At 45.5% G+C, this 14,823-nt stretch carries 13 protein-coding genes; 4 read left to right on the forward strand and 9 right to left on the reverse strand.

What is annotated here, in order from left to right; genetic code table 11:
* Window positions 1-23 precede the first annotated feature (23 nt).
* A complete protein-coding gene (locus ABIE26_RS16750) occupies window positions 24-299 on the forward strand; it encodes a hypothetical protein (RefSeq protein WP_310143880.1) in 276 nt (91 codons plus the stop codon).
* 3 nt (window positions 300-302) lie between these two features.
* On the opposite strand, the gene ABIE26_RS16755 is transcribed toward ABIE26_RS16750, so the two are convergent.
* The 3 genes from ABIE26_RS16755 to ABIE26_RS16765 form a co-directional block, all read right to left on the reverse strand.
* Complete coding sequence (locus tag ABIE26_RS16755) at window positions 303-1,223, reverse strand: YihY/virulence factor BrkB family protein (protein WP_310143882.1); 921 nt, start codon at window positions 1,221-1,223, stop codon at window positions 303-305.
* 85 nt (window positions 1,224-1,308) lie between these two features.
* Complete coding sequence (gene hppD, locus ABIE26_RS16760) at window positions 1,309-2,439, reverse strand: 4-hydroxyphenylpyruvate dioxygenase (RefSeq protein WP_310143884.1); 1,131 nt, start codon at window positions 2,437-2,439, stop codon at window positions 1,309-1,311.
* A 231-nt stretch (window positions 2,440-2,670) separates the two neighbouring features.
* Window positions 2,671-3,837: a homogentisate 1,2-dioxygenase gene (locus ABIE26_RS16765; protein ID WP_310143887.1), complete on the reverse strand. Its 1,167-nt coding sequence runs from the start codon at window positions 3,835-3,837 to the stop codon at window positions 2,671-2,673.
* 392 nt (window positions 3,838-4,229) lie between these two features.
* On the opposite strand from ABIE26_RS16765, the gene ABIE26_RS16770 reads away from it, so the two are divergent.
* The 3 genes from ABIE26_RS16770 (at window position 4,230) to ABIE26_RS16780 (ending at window position 7,520) form a co-directional block, all read left to right on the forward strand.
* Window positions 4,230-5,561 carry an anaerobic C4-dicarboxylate transporter gene (locus ABIE26_RS16770; protein WP_310143890.1) on the forward strand — a complete coding sequence of 444 codons (1,332 nt, stop codon included), beginning with the start codon at window positions 4,230-4,232 and terminating at the stop codon, window positions 5,559-5,561.
* Between the two features lie 69 nt (window positions 5,562-5,630).
* Window positions 5,631-6,629, forward strand: coding sequence for a fumarylacetoacetate hydrolase family protein (locus ABIE26_RS16775; protein ID WP_310143893.1), 999 nt, complete (start codon window positions 5,631-5,633; stop codon window positions 6,627-6,629).
* Between the two features lie 3 nt (window positions 6,630-6,632).
* Window positions 6,633-7,520 carry a flavin reductase family protein gene (locus tag ABIE26_RS16780; protein ID WP_310143896.1) on the forward strand — a complete coding sequence of 296 codons (888 nt, stop codon included), beginning with the start codon at window positions 6,633-6,635 and terminating at the stop codon, window positions 7,518-7,520.
* Between the two features lie 17 nt (window positions 7,521-7,537).
* On the opposite strand, the gene ABIE26_RS16785 is transcribed toward ABIE26_RS16780, so the two are convergent.
* From ABIE26_RS16785 to ABIE26_RS16810, 6 genes are all read right to left on the reverse strand, one after another.
* On the reverse strand, window positions 7,538-8,077 hold the full coding sequence (locus ABIE26_RS16785) for a C40 family peptidase (RefSeq protein WP_310143899.1): 540 nt from the start codon (window positions 8,075-8,077) through the stop codon (window positions 7,538-7,540).
* 62 nt (window positions 8,078-8,139) lie between these two features.
* Window positions 8,140-8,841, reverse strand: coding sequence for an SDR family oxidoreductase (locus tag ABIE26_RS16790; RefSeq protein ID WP_310143902.1), 702 nt, complete (start codon window positions 8,839-8,841; stop codon window positions 8,140-8,142).
* The gene (locus tag ABIE26_RS16795; RefSeq protein WP_310143905.1) at window positions 8,842-10,632 is read right to left on the reverse strand and encodes an aromatic amino acid hydroxylase; all 1,791 of its coding nucleotides are present in this window, start codon (window positions 10,630-10,632) and stop codon (window positions 8,842-8,844) included.
* Window positions 10,633-10,695: 63 nt separating this feature from the next.
* On the reverse strand, window positions 10,696-11,181 hold the full coding sequence (locus ABIE26_RS16800; RefSeq protein ID WP_310143908.1) for a GtrA family protein: 486 nt from the start codon (window positions 11,179-11,181) through the stop codon (window positions 10,696-10,698).
* A 3-nt stretch (window positions 11,182-11,184) separates the two neighbouring features.
* Window positions 11,185-13,113 (reverse strand): LTA synthase family protein, encoded by a 1,929-nt coding sequence (locus ABIE26_RS16805; protein ID WP_310143911.1) that lies wholly within the window; start codon window positions 13,111-13,113, stop codon window positions 11,185-11,187.
* Between the two features lie 58 nt (window positions 13,114-13,171).
* A complete protein-coding gene (locus tag ABIE26_RS16810) occupies window positions 13,172-14,707 on the reverse strand; it encodes an FMN-binding glutamate synthase family protein (RefSeq protein WP_310143914.1) in 1,536 nt (511 codons plus the stop codon).
* Between the last annotated feature and the right edge of the window lie 116 nt (window positions 14,708-14,823).

Below are 14,823 nucleotides of genomic sequence, written 5' to 3' on the forward strand. Positions count from 1 at the left end.
CCTAACTTAATTCAAATACGGCTATGAATATTAAAGAGTTGCTTTTAAACGGAAAGAGCTTTTTGGAGCTCCTTAAACAGTTCTCAATTGATGCCTCAGACGTAAGGATCCAGGACGAAGATATGATCCTGTCCCAGCAGGAATCATCGCGACAGGAAGTAATGAAGGAGAGTATTTGTATTGAAGGAAAGAACAAAGACGGAATCATTAACTTTTTTGGCACCTTACACTATAACCTGCTCAACAAACTGGCTGTATTTGAAATGCAGGGTTTTGAACAGGTGGCTGCAGTAAGGTGATCTTTAGCCTGGTTTTACTACTTCTTTTATCTCGTAATTGAATGCACCCTTAATGGGGCGTATAGGTGTTTCTTTGTAGTCGCTCAGTACTTTCACGTAGCAGGCCCCAAAGTAAAATATAAAGGAGGAATAAAAGACAAACAGCATAATCAGCACAATGGAGCCGGATGCACCGAACGCATTACCTATTCCACTGAGCGGTAGGAGTATGCGCAGGATATATTTGCCCAAAGTGAACAAAATCGCGGTCAGTATACCACCATTTATTGCAGCTTTCCAGGTGGGCCGCCCATTGGTCAGAAAACGGAACAATACGGTAAACCAAATCATGACGATGGCTACGAACAGCAACTGGTTCAGTAGCGATAAAAATACTTTGCCAAAAGTAGGGGAAGCATTGTTGATGTAAACGCCTATGAATGCCTGAATGCTGTCTGTTACAAAGCCAAACAGGAACAATATGCCGGCCAACAAAATAATAATCATTGAGCGCAGGCGAAGTTTCATGGTAAACATAAAGCCGGCCTTGTCTTTTTTTCCAATCGACCAGATCTGATCCATAGAGTTTTTAATGACATTGAACAATGTGGTGGCTACAAACAGGAAAAATACAAAACTGATCAAGGTCACGTACCATTGGTGTTCAGCCCCCCTTATATTTCTCAGGGTATGCCTGATCTGGTGGGTGCTTTCACTGTCGAGGATATTTTCAAGGCGCTCAAACAGCCTGGAAGCCAGCATTTTTCTGTCCATAAAAAAACCGAACAAACGGATCAGTATCAGTAAAATAGGAGGAAGGGCGAAATTTGTAAAAAAGGCCGTTGCCCCGGCAAGGCGTAAGGGGTCGTTTTTCTGGAATAGCTTGAATGCTGCCCCAAAACGGATAAAAAAGAGTCGTGTGTGCTTGATGATGTTAATTTCCATGCCCCAGGTAATGCCCGAAAGTAACAAAAAAAGAGGACATTCATACCATGAATGCCCTCCCCGTTTTTAAATGAATAAGGGGCTTTTATAAATTTCCCCTTAACTCTTGTTCGCGCTCTAAAGACTCAAATAAGGCTTTGAAGTTACCGGCACCAAATGATTGGGCGCCTTTGCGCTGTATGATCTCAAAAAATAAAGTAGGCCGGTCTTCTACAGGTTTGGTAAAAATCTGCAGCAGGTAACCTTCTTCATCACAATCAACCAATATGCCAAGTTCCTTCAGTTGTGCAATCTCTTCGTCAATTGCACCAACGCGGTCTGGCATCATATTGTAATAGGCTTCAGGGGGTGCACTTAAAAACTCAACCCCTCGAGCTTTTAATTCCCTTACTGTAGTCAAAATGTCTTTTGTTGCTACAGCAATGTGTTGCACCCCTTCGCCTTCGTAAAATTCCAGGTATTCTTCAATCTGTGATTTCTTTTTTCCTTCAGCAGGTTCATTGATCGGGAACTTGGAATAGCCGTTCCCGTTGCTCATTACCTTACTCATTAAAGCAGAGTATTCGGTATTGATCTGTTTGTCATCAAATGAAAGGATGTTGACAAAACCCATCACCTCCTCATACCATTTCACGGTTTCGTTCATCCTGTTCCAGCCCACATTACCCACACAGTGATCTATGTATTGTAAGCCGGTCTCTGTCGGCGTATAATCACTTTTCCAGTCTACATAACCCGGCATAAAACTGCCCTTATAGTTTTTGCGTTCTATAAACATATGTACGGTCTCGCCATAGGTGTAAATACCCGACATGCGCAGTTCTCCGTGCTCATCGCTCAGGGTTACTGGTTCCAGGTAAGGCTTGCCCCCTCTTTTTGTGGTTTCCTCAAAGGCACTGTAGGCGTCATCTACCCATAAGGCCAGGATCTTAACCCCATCACCATGCTGCTTAACATGTTGCGCAATAGGACTGTCAGATTTCAGGGCGGTGGTCAGTACCAGCCTGATCTTTCCCTGCTGCAATACATAAGAAGCACGATCACGAACCCCTGTTTCCGGGCCGGCATAGGCCAGGGACTGGAAGCCGAAAGCTGTTTTGTAATAATGCGCCGCCTGTTTGGCATTGCCTACATAAAATTCTATATAATCTGTTCCATTTATCGGAAGAAAATCCTGCGCTTTGGCAATCTTTTCTGCAAATGTTTGTGTTGACATTTTAGTTTTTTATTTATGATAATAATTCAGTTCTCTAATAATCCGCTCTCTTCATCCTGCCCTTCTAATCTTGTTTTTCTGCATACTAAAAAGCGCTATCCACTCCTGTTCTGCTGAAAACAACCTGTGCCATTACTCCTTTTTCTACCAAAAATTCAGTGCTCAGCGCTGACATGCAAAATTTTTGCCCTTCAGCAAAAAGTTTGAGGAAGCGAAGAGCAGCTGTATTTTTTACTCTACATTTTCCTGCCAGCTCTTATGATACCCTTCATCTTCAATGGCTACAGCATCTTCTGTGAGCATCAGCGGCCGGAAAGGATCTATCATTACGGCCAGTTCCTCTGTACTTTCCTTACCAATAGACTTTTCTACCGTACCTGGATGCGGCCCATGCGGGATACCTCCCGGATGCAGGGTAATCTGTCCTTTTACCACGCTTTTCCTGCTCATAAAGTCGCCGTCTACGTAGTACAATACCTCATCGCTGTCTACATTGCTGTGGTTGTATGGCGCAGGTATAGAAAGTGGGTGGTAATCGTATTTACGCGGAACAAAAGAGCAGATCACAAAATTATGTCCTTCAAAGGTCTGGTGTACCGGTGGCGGCTGGTGCAGCCTGCCTGTAATCGGCTCAAAGTCATGTATAGAAAATGCCCAAGGGTAATGAAAACCGTCCCAGCCCACAAAGTCGAAAGGATGCGTCCCATATACATAAGGGTACATGATGCCCTGTTTTTTGATCAGCACTTTAAAATCACCGATTTCATCAATGGTTTCCAGGTCCTGCGGGCGTTTGATGTCGCGTTCGCAGAATGGGGAATGCTCTTCCAGCTGCCCGAATGCATTTCTGTAGCGTTTGGGCGTCCTGATCGGACTAAAGCTTTCCACTATGAACAGGCGGTTCTTCTCATCCTCAAATTCCATCTGGTATATGGTTCCCCTTGGGATCACCAGGTAATCCCCATATTCAAAACGGATCTTTCCAAAGCCGGTCTTTAATGTTCCTTTACCTTCGTGAATAAAGATCACCTCATCAGCCTGGCTGTTCTTATAAAAGTAATCTGTCATGGATTTCCTTGGTGCAGCCAGCGAAATGTGCAGGTCGTTGTTCACCAGGACAGCTTTCCGGCTTTTCAGGTAATCGTCCTCGGGTTGAATGTTAAAGCCAATCAGACTGGTATGTCTCAAATGTTTTTCACGTGCAATCTTAGGCGCTACCGAGTAAGGCTCACCCAGGGCTTTTACGATGGTAGGGGGATGGCAGTGGTAAACAAGAGAGTACAGACTTGAAAACCCTTCAGTAGAAACCAGTTCTTCTGCATAGAGCTTTCCGTCTGGTTTTCTGAAAACCGTATGGCGTTTAGCAGGGATGGTTCCTAAGGTATGATAAATAGGCATAACAGCAGGTCATTTTAAATTGGTTAGAATAATAAGATAATAACGATAAAACGCAGAAAACGTTTTATTTAAAGCACAAAAAGGGAAAAGGTTATGCGGAATACTGGGCAAAAATGATCTTGGAAAGCATGGCATACCTGAACGCGGCCAGGGCTTGCGTGGCTACTTGGTTCTGATATGTGAAACAGCTGTTGATCATTTTCGTTTACGCCTGCTAAATTAAGTATTAAATCTAATAACCACCAAAATATTCAGGCAGATATTTATTTTTCTGTTTGTAGAGTCTTTTTAAAATTATTTAATAATTTGCTTCATGGTTTGCACAACCAGCAGCTGTCTTACCGGGCAGCCGAAAAACAAACTAACCAACAAAATAAATTAATACTACGACAATGATTTGGATCCAGCTGGTAATTTTAATCCTGCTTATATTGCTTGGTGCCCGGATGAAGGGAATTGGACTGGGCGTAATGGGGGCTGTTGGCCTTCTGATATTTGCCCTTGGCTTTGGCCTTAAGCCCACCACACCGCCTATAGACGTTATGCTCATTATCCTTTCCGTAGTTACGGCTGCCGCTTCACTGCAGGCAGCAGGTGGTATGGACTATATGGTGAGCATTGCCGAAAAGATACTGCGTAAAAACCCTAACCACATCACCTGGCTGGGGCCTTTTGTGACCTACACCTTTACGCTCGTTGCCGGTACGGCACACATCATTTATTCTTTGCTGCCCATCATTGCCGAGGTAGCTACCAAAAAACGCGTGCGGCCCGAGCGCCCGCTAAGTATTTCGGTTATTGCTGCACATATGGCCATTACGGCCAGCCCGATTTCTGCGGCAACAGTGGCCTTAACCTCATTGCTTGCCCCAAAGGGCTTTGAGCTTACAGATATTCTGATTGTAGCCATTCCGGCAACCATTATTGGTGTGCTGGCCGGTGCTATGGTGGCGAGCAGGCAGGGGAAAGACCTGATGCGCGACCCCGAATTCCTGGAAAGGTTAAAAGATCCTGAATTTGTAAAGCTGCTGGATGGCGAAAATACAGCAAATCATGAAGAAAAGACATTCAGTAAAGCCGCCAAAAGATCGGTATACGTCTTTCTGCTGGCTGTATTGAGTGTGGTGCTGTTTGCGGCAATCCCATCCCTCAGGCCTTCCTTTTTAACCGATGGCAAGATGCAACCGCTTCGCATGGTCGAGATGATTGAACTCCTGATGCTGGCCGCAGCTGCAGCTATTGTTCTGGTTTCCAGGATTCCGGCTTCAAAAGTATCACAATCTACCATTTTCCGCTCCGGTGGGGAAGCTGTAGTGTGTATATTCGGAGTGGCCTGGATGAGCGATACCTACCTGCAGGCACATATGCCTTTCTTTGAAACACACCTGAGTGCTTTTGTGACCGACCATCCATGGACATTTGCCATTGCGCTGTTTGTGATGTCTATCCTGTTGTTTAGCCAGGCTGCAACCGTAAGGGCACTGATGCCGCTGGGTATTTCACTGGGTATTCCAGCCCCGGCATTAATTGCGATGTTCCCGGCCGTGAACGGGGATTTTGTGATCCCAAGTTATCCTACACTCGTAGCTGCAATGGGTTTCGACAGGACCGGTACCACCAGGATTGGCCGTTTCCTGGTCAACCATTCCTTTACACCGCCTGGCCTTACCACCGTTATTGTTACCATTGCCACAGGTTTCCTTATTGCTTCTGTTGTGCTTTAAATGCCCGTTTGTTACAGCTGTTTGTTTAATTTTATATAGCTTTGGCAAAACTTAAAATTCGTAAAGGTAATGAAGCTGGTATCCTATAAAACAGAAGACAGAGAACACCTGGGTGTTTTTGTAAACGGACATATTTATAATTTAAATTCCTGCGATAAACAATTGCCGGATGAGATGAACGCCTTTTTACAAGGTGGTGACGTGCTGATGGAACGTGCAAAGAAAATCGATGCGCAAATAAAAGCGGGAGAGATCACTCCTAAAGAAGAAGTATTTTTTGAATTGCTGGCCCCGGTGCCGCATCCAAGTTCCTGCCGCGACGGATATGCTTTCCGCCAGCACGTTGCTGCGGCCCGCAGAAACCGTAAGGTAGAGATGATTGCTGAGTTCGACCAGTATCCGATTTTCTATTTTACCAACCACAATGCCATTCAGGGGCCTGGCGAAATTGAATGCATGCCCGATCATTTCCAGAAACTGGATTTTGAATTGGAAGTGGCGGTGGTAATCGGTAAAAAAGGCCGTAACATTACTGCTGCCGAGGCGGATGACTACATCGCTGGTTTTATGGTGATGAACGACATGAGCGCCCGGACTTTACAGATGGAAGAGATGTTGCTGAACCTGGGCCCTGCAAAAGGAAAGGATTTTTCTACGGTAATAGGTCCATGGCTGGTTACACCGGATGAACTGGATCAATATAAAACTGCCCCTAAACCCGGACATACCGGAAATGCGTACGACTTGAAAATGACCTGCACCGTAAACGGTATCCAGGTATCTGAAGGTAGTGTTGCCGATATGGACTGGACTTTTGCTGAGATCATTGAGCGTTGTGCCTATGGAGTAGATATCCTGCCAGGGGATGTGATTGGTTCCGGTACAGTAGGCACCGGCTGTTTTCTTGAGCTAAACGGAACAGGTCTTTTAAACGACCCCAACTTTAAACCGCAATGGCTGCAGGATGGCGATGAGGTAGAAATGGAAATTACCGGCCTTGGTCGTCTTGTGAACACGATAAAAAGGGTGGATACTGATTTCTCTATTCTTGCACTCAAGAAAAAATAGGAAATGCTGACCATTAAAACTTCAGACCTTAGTCCCGCGCAATTGCAAAACTACATGCAGTATGCCATTGCACCAAGGCCCATCTGTTTTGCAACGACCATAGATGCGAAGGGCAATGTGAACCTGAGCCCTTTCAGTTTCTTTAATATGTTCAGCACCAATCCGCCGCTATGTGTTTTCTCACCGGCCAGGCGGGTGCGCGACAATACCACCAAGCATACTTTGGAAAATGTGCTGGAAGTGAAGGAATGTGTGATCAATATTGTGAACTATGCCATGGTACAGCAAACCAGTCTGGCCAGTACCGAATATGCCAAAGGGATAAATGAATTTGAGAAGGCCGGCTTTACCATGCTGCCTTCAGTGCTGGTTACGCCGCCAAGGGTTGCCGAGGCGCCTGTACAGATGGAATGCACCATTAAAGAGGTCATCCATCTGGGTGAGAACCCTGGTGCAGGAAACCTGATCCTGGCCGAAGTGAAGCTGATCCACATCAAAGAAGAAATTCTGGATGCGGAGGGCAGGATAGACCAGGCTAAAATAGATCTGGTGGCCAGGCTGGGTGGTGATTGGTATTGCCGCGTTACCCCAGAAAGCCTGTTTAAGGTGGCCAAACCTTTAACTACCTTAGGTATAGGGGTCGATGCTTTGCCTGCAGCTGTAAGGAATTCCAAAGTGCTTACCGGAAATGATCTGGGTATGCTGGGAAATATAGAACAGCTGCCTTCAGCAGAAGATATTGATGCCATTGCCGGCAATGCCGAGGTGAAAGAAATTATGGACGCAACCATAGGTGATGCAGCTAACCGGGAACGGGAATTGCACCAGCTTGCACAGCAATGGCTGGACAAAGGAAATGTAAATGATGCTTTAAAAGTGGTGCTGCTCTAGTGCCACTTTTAATAGCCCTATAAGATACTGATCACTTTCAGGAAACGCTTTTTGTAAAAGCCTTCATCCAGACTGGAAATGGTTACCCCTTTTCTGCCGCCCGAAGAGGAATGGATAAATTTTACCTCATCTCCATCAATAGAATAGATAATTCCTACATGACCGGGTGTTCTGGAGCGGCTATTGGTGCCCGTAAAAACAATCACATCGCCAATTTTGGCATCTTCCAGTTTTTTGGCCTCACCACTTGTGGCAAAATCCCTGGATGAGCGGGGTACCTTAAACCCAAAATTGCTGAATACATAGTTCACAAAGCCTGAACAATCGAAGCCCCGGCTTGGACTGCTGGATGCCGACCGGTACCGGATGCCCAGCATAGATCTGGCGAAGTCCAGTAGGCGGTTGGGTGATTCAACTTTCTGAGGCTTGTTCACTGCCTGTCCCTGCTTGGTCAGGTTCTTCACCAGTTCCTGGTACTGCACCGGCATAGTGGTTTGCGATCTGGCCGCAAAAGCAACAAAAAGAATAAGAAAGAATACAATAGGGTACTTCTTCATATTTCGGATGATAAAGATATTAAAATAATACTTTAGCCCTAAAAATGTTGATAATTTATTGATTATGGCGTTGTTACCGCAACAGGGAGGATTTTTCCGTTGAAAAACTTATGGCCGGTACGTGCGAAGTCGGCTACATACTTGCCCATTTCAAAGGCCATAACCGGCGATTGGTATCCTGGGAATGCGAGCTCCAGCATCTCTGTCTGCGCCGAACCGAGCGCAAGGCAGTTTACTTTTATACCAGTATCTACCAGCTCAAAAGCCATACATTCTGTTAAAGCATGCAGGGCTGCCTTACTGGCCGAATAGGCTGATAGCCCCGGGAATTTTACGCTGCCCTGAAAACCGCCCATACTGCCGATGTTAACAATATGGCTGTCGCTGCCCATCAGTGGAAGCAGGTTTTTCATCATATTGAAATGCCCCAACACATTGCTTTCAAACATATCCGCCATGTCGGCCGTGGTGGTTTCTGAAAAAGGTTTGTTGATCAGGGAACCAGCATTGTTGATCAGGATGTCAATACTGCCTAGTTTCTCCCTTAAAAAGGGAACCAGTGCAGCGTAGTCATCATTTACTATGTCAAACTCCACCGGCAGCAGGGTGCAGTCGGGGGTAATACCCTTAGCTATTTCCAATAATTTACGGAGCTTGTCGGCCGAACGGGCGATACAAACTACTTTATTTTCTTTGTTCAGTGTAAATTCCAATGCGGCTTCAAATCCGATTCCGCTGCTTGCGCCTGTTAATACAATATTCATTTAATGCGTTTCCTCCTCAGTAATCAATTGTGTAACCGGGTTTTCAATAACATGTAACCCATCGTTAATCAGTTTGGCATATTCACTCTCACTGGCCGACTTCAGCTGCAGGTAAATCCTGATCTCTTTTTCCAGTTCAGGATAAAGCTGCTTATGGTATAAAATTTCCAGGATCTCCATGGTTGCCAGCCAGTCGTAACGGTATTCTGTTTTTAAAGTGTCAAACAACACCTGTAATTGTTCATAGCCTGTTCCGTTGTTCCTGATCTCCCTCACGGTTTTATAAATGCTGTGCAGCTGCTGTGTTTTATCATCGTACACTACTTTATGGGTTTGTTTGTCGCTGATGTGTGTCAGTTCTTCATAGGCATCTTTATCGGCCGCCCCATTAAACACCGAAACGATCTTTTCGCCAACGGCCATGTCGTACATGCCCCATTCCGGCTGGAAGAGAACGTTACCATTGCTTTCTTTTACTGTACAATCACTAAAGCTGATCAGGATGGTTTTTCCTGCTTTCTGCAGTATGGATTTTACGATGCCCTTAACAGTAATGCCGCTTTCAAATTCAAGGGTAGCGGTATTGTAAAGTGTTATGCCGCAATTCAGAAGCTCCTGCGCAGTCATGTTTTCCAGAGGAGTAACTAAGCTGCGTAGTTTGCCTACCGGCGATGAAAAGCCATCTTTATGGTAATGTTTGCCATGATCCGGCAGTTCTTTATTTCCAAAAGCCAGGGCCGACGGACCTGTTGTTTTGATAAACGTAAGCTCGTCGTTTGCATCCACACCCATATCTGTAAATATCCCCGTTACCTCCAGTCCGGAACTGTACACTGCGGTCGAAGGGTTTTTACATTCTATCGCTTTTACGATACTCTCTGTCCCCCCTTTACGGAAAGCCATGGTGTCTGCAAAATCCTCCAGAACATCAATCAGGTTCTGGAAGGTCTCTGTTACAAACAACTGAGGTTGCGGCTTGGTAATGTCGTAACTATAGTTGATGGTGTCTTTGTTGTACCATAGTTTTTTCACATCCGGTTTCATGCAGGTCGAACTTTCGCCGATGGAAGAAAGTAGTCCGGCCCCGTAGATCTTCGGATCCTCAAGCGTGCCGATCAATCCATATTCTACTGTCCACCAGTGCAGCCTGCTCAGTAAGGCCATTTCTGAGGGCTCGCCCATGTTTTCCGAGATCTGCTGCAGCAGGCGTTCAGCCCTTGCAATTTCCTCTTCATTAGCATCTACAGCCTCTTTCAGGATAGAAAGATTACGGATCGCCTCATACAATTCAAAATCTTTGGAGGAGAACATGGCTTTGGCACCTATGGAGCCAAAGTAGCTTAGGTAATTGTTGTAATCCGTATCTGCAATAATTGGCGCGTGGCCCGCCGATTCATGGATAATATCGGGAGCTGGTGTATATTCGATGTGGTTGATCTGGCGGATGTCTGCAGCAATCACCAACACGCGGTAAGCCTGGTATTCCATAAAGGCTGCAGGCGGAATAAACCCATCTACGGTAACGGCGCCCCAGCCGATTTTCCCGAGGTTATCGTTCATGGTTTGCAGATCGGGAATATATTCTATGCTTAAACCTGCACGCTGCAGGCCTTTGATATAAGGATAAAAAGCGACCTGCTTTAAATAACTATAATTCTGGCGCATTACATAACGCCACACGGCCTGATCTATCGGTGTGTATTTTTCGTAATGCTGCTCCACAATAAACTGTCGGAGGTGCCGCGGCAGGTTGGCCACCTGCTGGTTATTAAAGTCATTAAAATCACTCATGATAAGTCGTCGTTAAAAACGCTACTAATATACTCAATACTTAAGCGACCACCAATAAATGCGCTATTTTCGTACTTTAAAAGAAAAATGTTTCTGCGAAAAATAACTGAAAACAGCAAGGATTACGGTGATGATGATTTTAGAGATGGTGGGGTAAAAACCAAATGCCTCCACCAGAATTTTAAGCATGGCGAAGTTCAGTAAAATATTCGTCGCCACCACCGAGCCGTAACGGAACAACTGGATACGGCCCTTTAAATTGGATTTGGTGAAAATCAGGTATTTATTCAGCATAAAACCGATCAAAAAGGTAATGACCGATTCAATGGCAAGTGCGGCAGTAGGGGCGGTAATTAAACCCGGCAGCGGGGGCAGGTCAATGTGTACATCTTTCTGGTGTAAAATCCAGTTGTAGGCAATGTAATAAACCACAATCCCCGTTGCGGCCGTAGTGCCGCCAGAAACAATATATCTGAAGGTATGCAGGGAGAGCCAGCGCGAAAAAGGAGCATAAAAAAAGTCTATTATTTTTAATAAGGCCTTTCGCATAGACTATGGTGCTGTTAAGGTATTGTCAATCATTCTGTTGGTATACTGTTGTACAAAAGCCTTCAGGTATTTTTCCATCTGCTCCGCAATTAACGGTTCTTTGGTCAAAATGTTGTTCCTGGTCAGACGGTCTGTTTTTAAGTTATACAGCGCAACGTTCAGTTTGCCATCATTTACCAGCATGTAATCGCCCTGGTAAAAGTTAAAGTTCCCGTCGTTGTTGTTGATGGCAAAGTTATCATTCCCTTTTGCAAAAGCATCAAAGCCAAAAGAAAAATAAGGTTTGTCATAATGCAGGTAGTTGAGCACCGTAGGCATGATGTCCAGTTGCTGTACCACTTTGTCCGATTTCCCTTTCAGGTTTCCGCCAGGATAATACAGAATGATGGGGATCGAAAAATAGCCCGGTGTGGTCTGGTATTCCGGGAAATAGGAAACCGTAGCATGGTCCGCGCAAAGTACAAACAGGGTGTTTTTGTACCAGGGCATGGTCGAAGCTGTTCTGAAAAAATTGCGCAGGGCCATATCGGTATAGCCCAGTACCTCCTGTACCGGCAGCGGCCCTTTGGGGAACTTGCCTACGTACTCATCAGGAAGCCGGAAAGGGTGATGAGAGGAAAGCGAGAAGAAACTCGAGAAAAAGGGCTGTTTAAAGGTGTTCATGGTATGTGCCATGTACTGCATAAAAGGATCATCCCAGATGCCCCAGGTACCATCCGAATCGCCGGTGTTCTTGTATTCGTTCTGTCCGAAGTAGTGTTTAATGCCAGCCAGGTGCGTATAGGACGAAAAACCCATGGAACCATTGGGCGCACCATGAAAGAATGCAGTTTCATAACCTTTATCGCCCAGTAGTTTGGCTATACTGGTGGTTTTGTTGCCCGAGTAAATGGACAATATAAAAGGCTCCCTGATGCCGGGAATACTGGTAATGACCGAAGGCAGGGCATCAATAGATTTGCGCCCGTTGGCATAGGTCTTTGTAAAAGTATAACTCTGTGAAACAAGGGAATCAATAAATGGGGTGTAACCTTTGTATTTCCCACCCTCCAGGTCGGTATTTAAACTCCCAACATGCTCCTTGCCCAGGCTTTCGATGATCAGAAAAACTACGTTGAGGGGTTTGAATTTTGCGGTGTCCGAAGGTTTATGGACAGGATTGTAAAGGCTGTTCAGCGTTTGTTCATCATAATAATTTACCGGCTTTAATTTGGAAGCTTTCAATGTCCTGAATATGCAGAATGGTGTGTTCAGCACCAGGCTCATCTGATCTGGCGTGTCTACAAATTCACCGGCGTTGCTCAGGGTAATCGGGCGTGTCCCGAAACCCCAGCCGCCACGCACCCCGGTAAGGCATACCAGTGCAATGGCAAACAGCAATACGGTATGCAAAACATATGCAGGCCATTTGTAGCTGGTTGGTTTTTTAACCTTCACCAGTTGGTAAAGCCAGACGAATATCCAGATGAAGAGGGCATACAGCAGGAAGAGGTACCAGTAGTCTGCCAGAAAATCCATAAACAGTTTCAGCTTGTTCTGCTCATTGCTGAACTGGCTGAACACGGTTGCGGTAGTTCTTTTAAGGGTATACTTGAAATAAGCAAAATCTGCAAAATTGGCCAGGATGCCCAGGCTGTTGCTGACAATGAAAAGCCATTTACAGCAACGCTGGTAACCTTCCTTATACCTGAAAGGAAAAGGAATGATCTGCAGCAGGATAAATATCAGGTTGATATAGATCAGTGCCGACACATCAAACTTTAAACCACCCCATAACATGTACAGGTATTTGGGTAGGGTGACATGCTGAAACAGGTTGTGGTTAAAAAAGTAAAAGCCCAGCCGGCAAAGTGTATACAGGAACATTAATAGCAAAAACCTGTAGGCAAGCGCAGCATACAGGTTCAGCGTAATGATATGTCGTTTTTTCAATGGTTTTAATTTGAGGCTGCCAATTTAAGTAATTTGGTCATCATTTGTTTAAAATAAATTAACCTGCAACAGCTCCAAAATAGATGTCTTTGAAATTCATGGTCCGGGTAGTATCAATCCTGCGGTGAAAATGTTCCGGGCTGATGCCTTCCAGGCTGCCAAATCCACAGGCTTCCATCAGTTCTGCCGTAGCGTGCAGGGTATTTTTATGGAAATTGGCTACCCTGTGTTTTTTATCGGTCACATCAATTCCTTTATAAAGGCTCTTGTCCTGCGTAGCAATGCCTACGGGGCATTTGCCGCTGTCACATTTCAAAGCCTGTATGCAACCCAGGGCCATCATCATACCACGGGCGCTGTAGCAGGCATCGGCCCCCAGCGACACGGCCTTCATGATGTCGAACCCGGTAATGATCTTTCCTGAAGCCAGAATTTTAACCTGCTTTCTTAAGCCCAGTTTTGTTAACGATGAACTGACAAAGGCCAGGGCATCAAGCAGTGGCATTCCCACATAATCGGTATACTCCAGCGGAGCAGCACCCGTGCCGCCCTCGGCGCCATCTATGGTGATAAAATCCGGACAGATGCCCGTGGCCAGCATGGCTGTACAAATGTCCAGAAATTCCTGTTTACTCCCTACACACAGTTTAAAACCAACCGGTTTGCCTTCCGAAAGTTCGCGCAACTGTGCTACAAAATGCATCAGCCCTGTTGCATCATCAAAGGTGCTGTGGGCAGGTGGCGATATGACCGTTGTTCCGGGCTGAACGCTCCTGATCTCCGCAATCTCGGGTGTGTTTTTAGCAGCAGGCAAAATACCACCGTGGCCAGGTTTTGCGCCTTGCGACAATTTGATCTCGATCATTTTTACATAACTGCGCCTGGAATTCTTCTGGAACAGGGCCGGATCAAAATTGCCTTCGTTATCGCGACAACCAAAATAACCGGTACCAATCTGCCAGATCAGGTCTGCACCACCCTTAACATGGTGCGGACTGATACCACCTTCACCCGTATTGTGCGCAAAGCCATTTAATTTCGCGCCATGATTCAGGGCCATAATAGCTGTGCGGCTCAAGGCACCGAAACTCATTGCACCGATATTGAGTATGCTTAAGCTGTAAGGTTGGGTACATTGCTGGTTACCCACAGTTACCCGCAAATCGGTACTGGCCAGTTTTTTAGGATAAATGCTGTGGGATACCCATTCGTAGCCTTGCTGGTAGGGGTCTACCTGCATACCAAAGGCAACAGTCTCCCTTTCGTTTTTTGCCCTTTGGTAAACAATAGAACGCTGACGCCTGTTGAAGGGTTTTCCATCGAGGTCTGACTCGAAAAAATACTGCCTCATTTCAGGTCTTATGGCTTCAAAGAAGTAACGTAACCTGCCTACAACGGGGTAATTCCTCAATACGGCATGTTTGGACTGAAAACGGTCGTAACTTATCGCAGTGATTAAGATCAAAGGCAGGGCAATGAGCAGATAAAATGAGGAAGCCTGGTAAAAGGCTGCTATAATAAGGGCAAGAATTCCGGTTAATGCTAACCAGAGCAATACTTTTCCAATCACCTTGGTGATTTTCTGATTTTCCATGATAAAATAAAATGAGCTGGTATTTGAAACGAATAAAAATGTATCCCCCGGATCGATGATTTTTTAGCTGACCGGGGGCTTACTGACTGAAGTCATTATGGATATTGAAATTCATG

This window comes from Pedobacter africanus (genome assembly GCF_040548825.1).
Classification (GTDB): domain Bacteria; phylum Bacteroidota; class Bacteroidia; order Sphingobacteriales; family Sphingobacteriaceae; genus Pedobacter; species Pedobacter africanus_A.

Coding starts and splice junctions, on each gene's coding strand:
- ABIE26_RS16810 (WP_310143914.1), bottom strand. CDS start 14,707: ATGGAAAATCAGAAAATCACCAAGGTGATTGGAAAAGTATTGCTCTGG.
- ABIE26_RS16800 (WP_310143908.1), bottom strand. CDS start 11,181: ATGCGAAAGGCCTTATTAAAAATAATAGACTTTTTTTATGCTCCTTTT.
- ABIE26_RS16775 (WP_310143893.1), top strand. CDS start 5,631: ATGAAGCTGGTATCCTATAAAACAGAAGACAGAGAACACCTGGGTGTT.
- ABIE26_RS16785 (WP_310143899.1), bottom strand. CDS start 8,077: ATGAAGAAGTACCCTATTGTATTCTTTCTTATTCTTTTTGTTGCTTTT.
- ABIE26_RS16750 (WP_310143880.1), top strand. CDS start 24: ATGAATATTAAAGAGTTGCTTTTAAACGGAAAGAGCTTTTTGGAGCTC.
- ABIE26_RS16790 (WP_310143902.1), bottom strand. CDS start 8,841: ATGAATATTGTATTAACAGGCGCAAGCAGCGGAATCGGATTTGAAGCC.
- hppD (WP_310143884.1), bottom strand. CDS start 2,439: ATGTCAACACAAACATTTGCAGAAAAGATTGCCAAAGCGCAGGATTTT.
- ABIE26_RS16755 (WP_310143882.1), bottom strand. CDS start 1,223: ATGGAAATTAACATCATCAAGCACACACGACTCTTTTTTATCCGTTTT.
- ABIE26_RS16765 (WP_310143887.1), bottom strand. CDS start 3,837: ATGCCTATTTATCATACCTTAGGAACCATCCCTGCTAAACGCCATACG.
- ABIE26_RS16795 (WP_310143905.1), bottom strand. CDS start 10,632: ATGAGTGATTTTAATGACTTTAATAACCAGCAGGTGGCCAACCTGCCG.
- ABIE26_RS16780 (WP_310143896.1), top strand. CDS start 6,633: ATGCTGACCATTAAAACTTCAGACCTTAGTCCCGCGCAATTGCAAAAC.
- ABIE26_RS16770 (WP_310143890.1), top strand. CDS start 4,230: ATGATTTGGATCCAGCTGGTAATTTTAATCCTGCTTATATTGCTTGGT.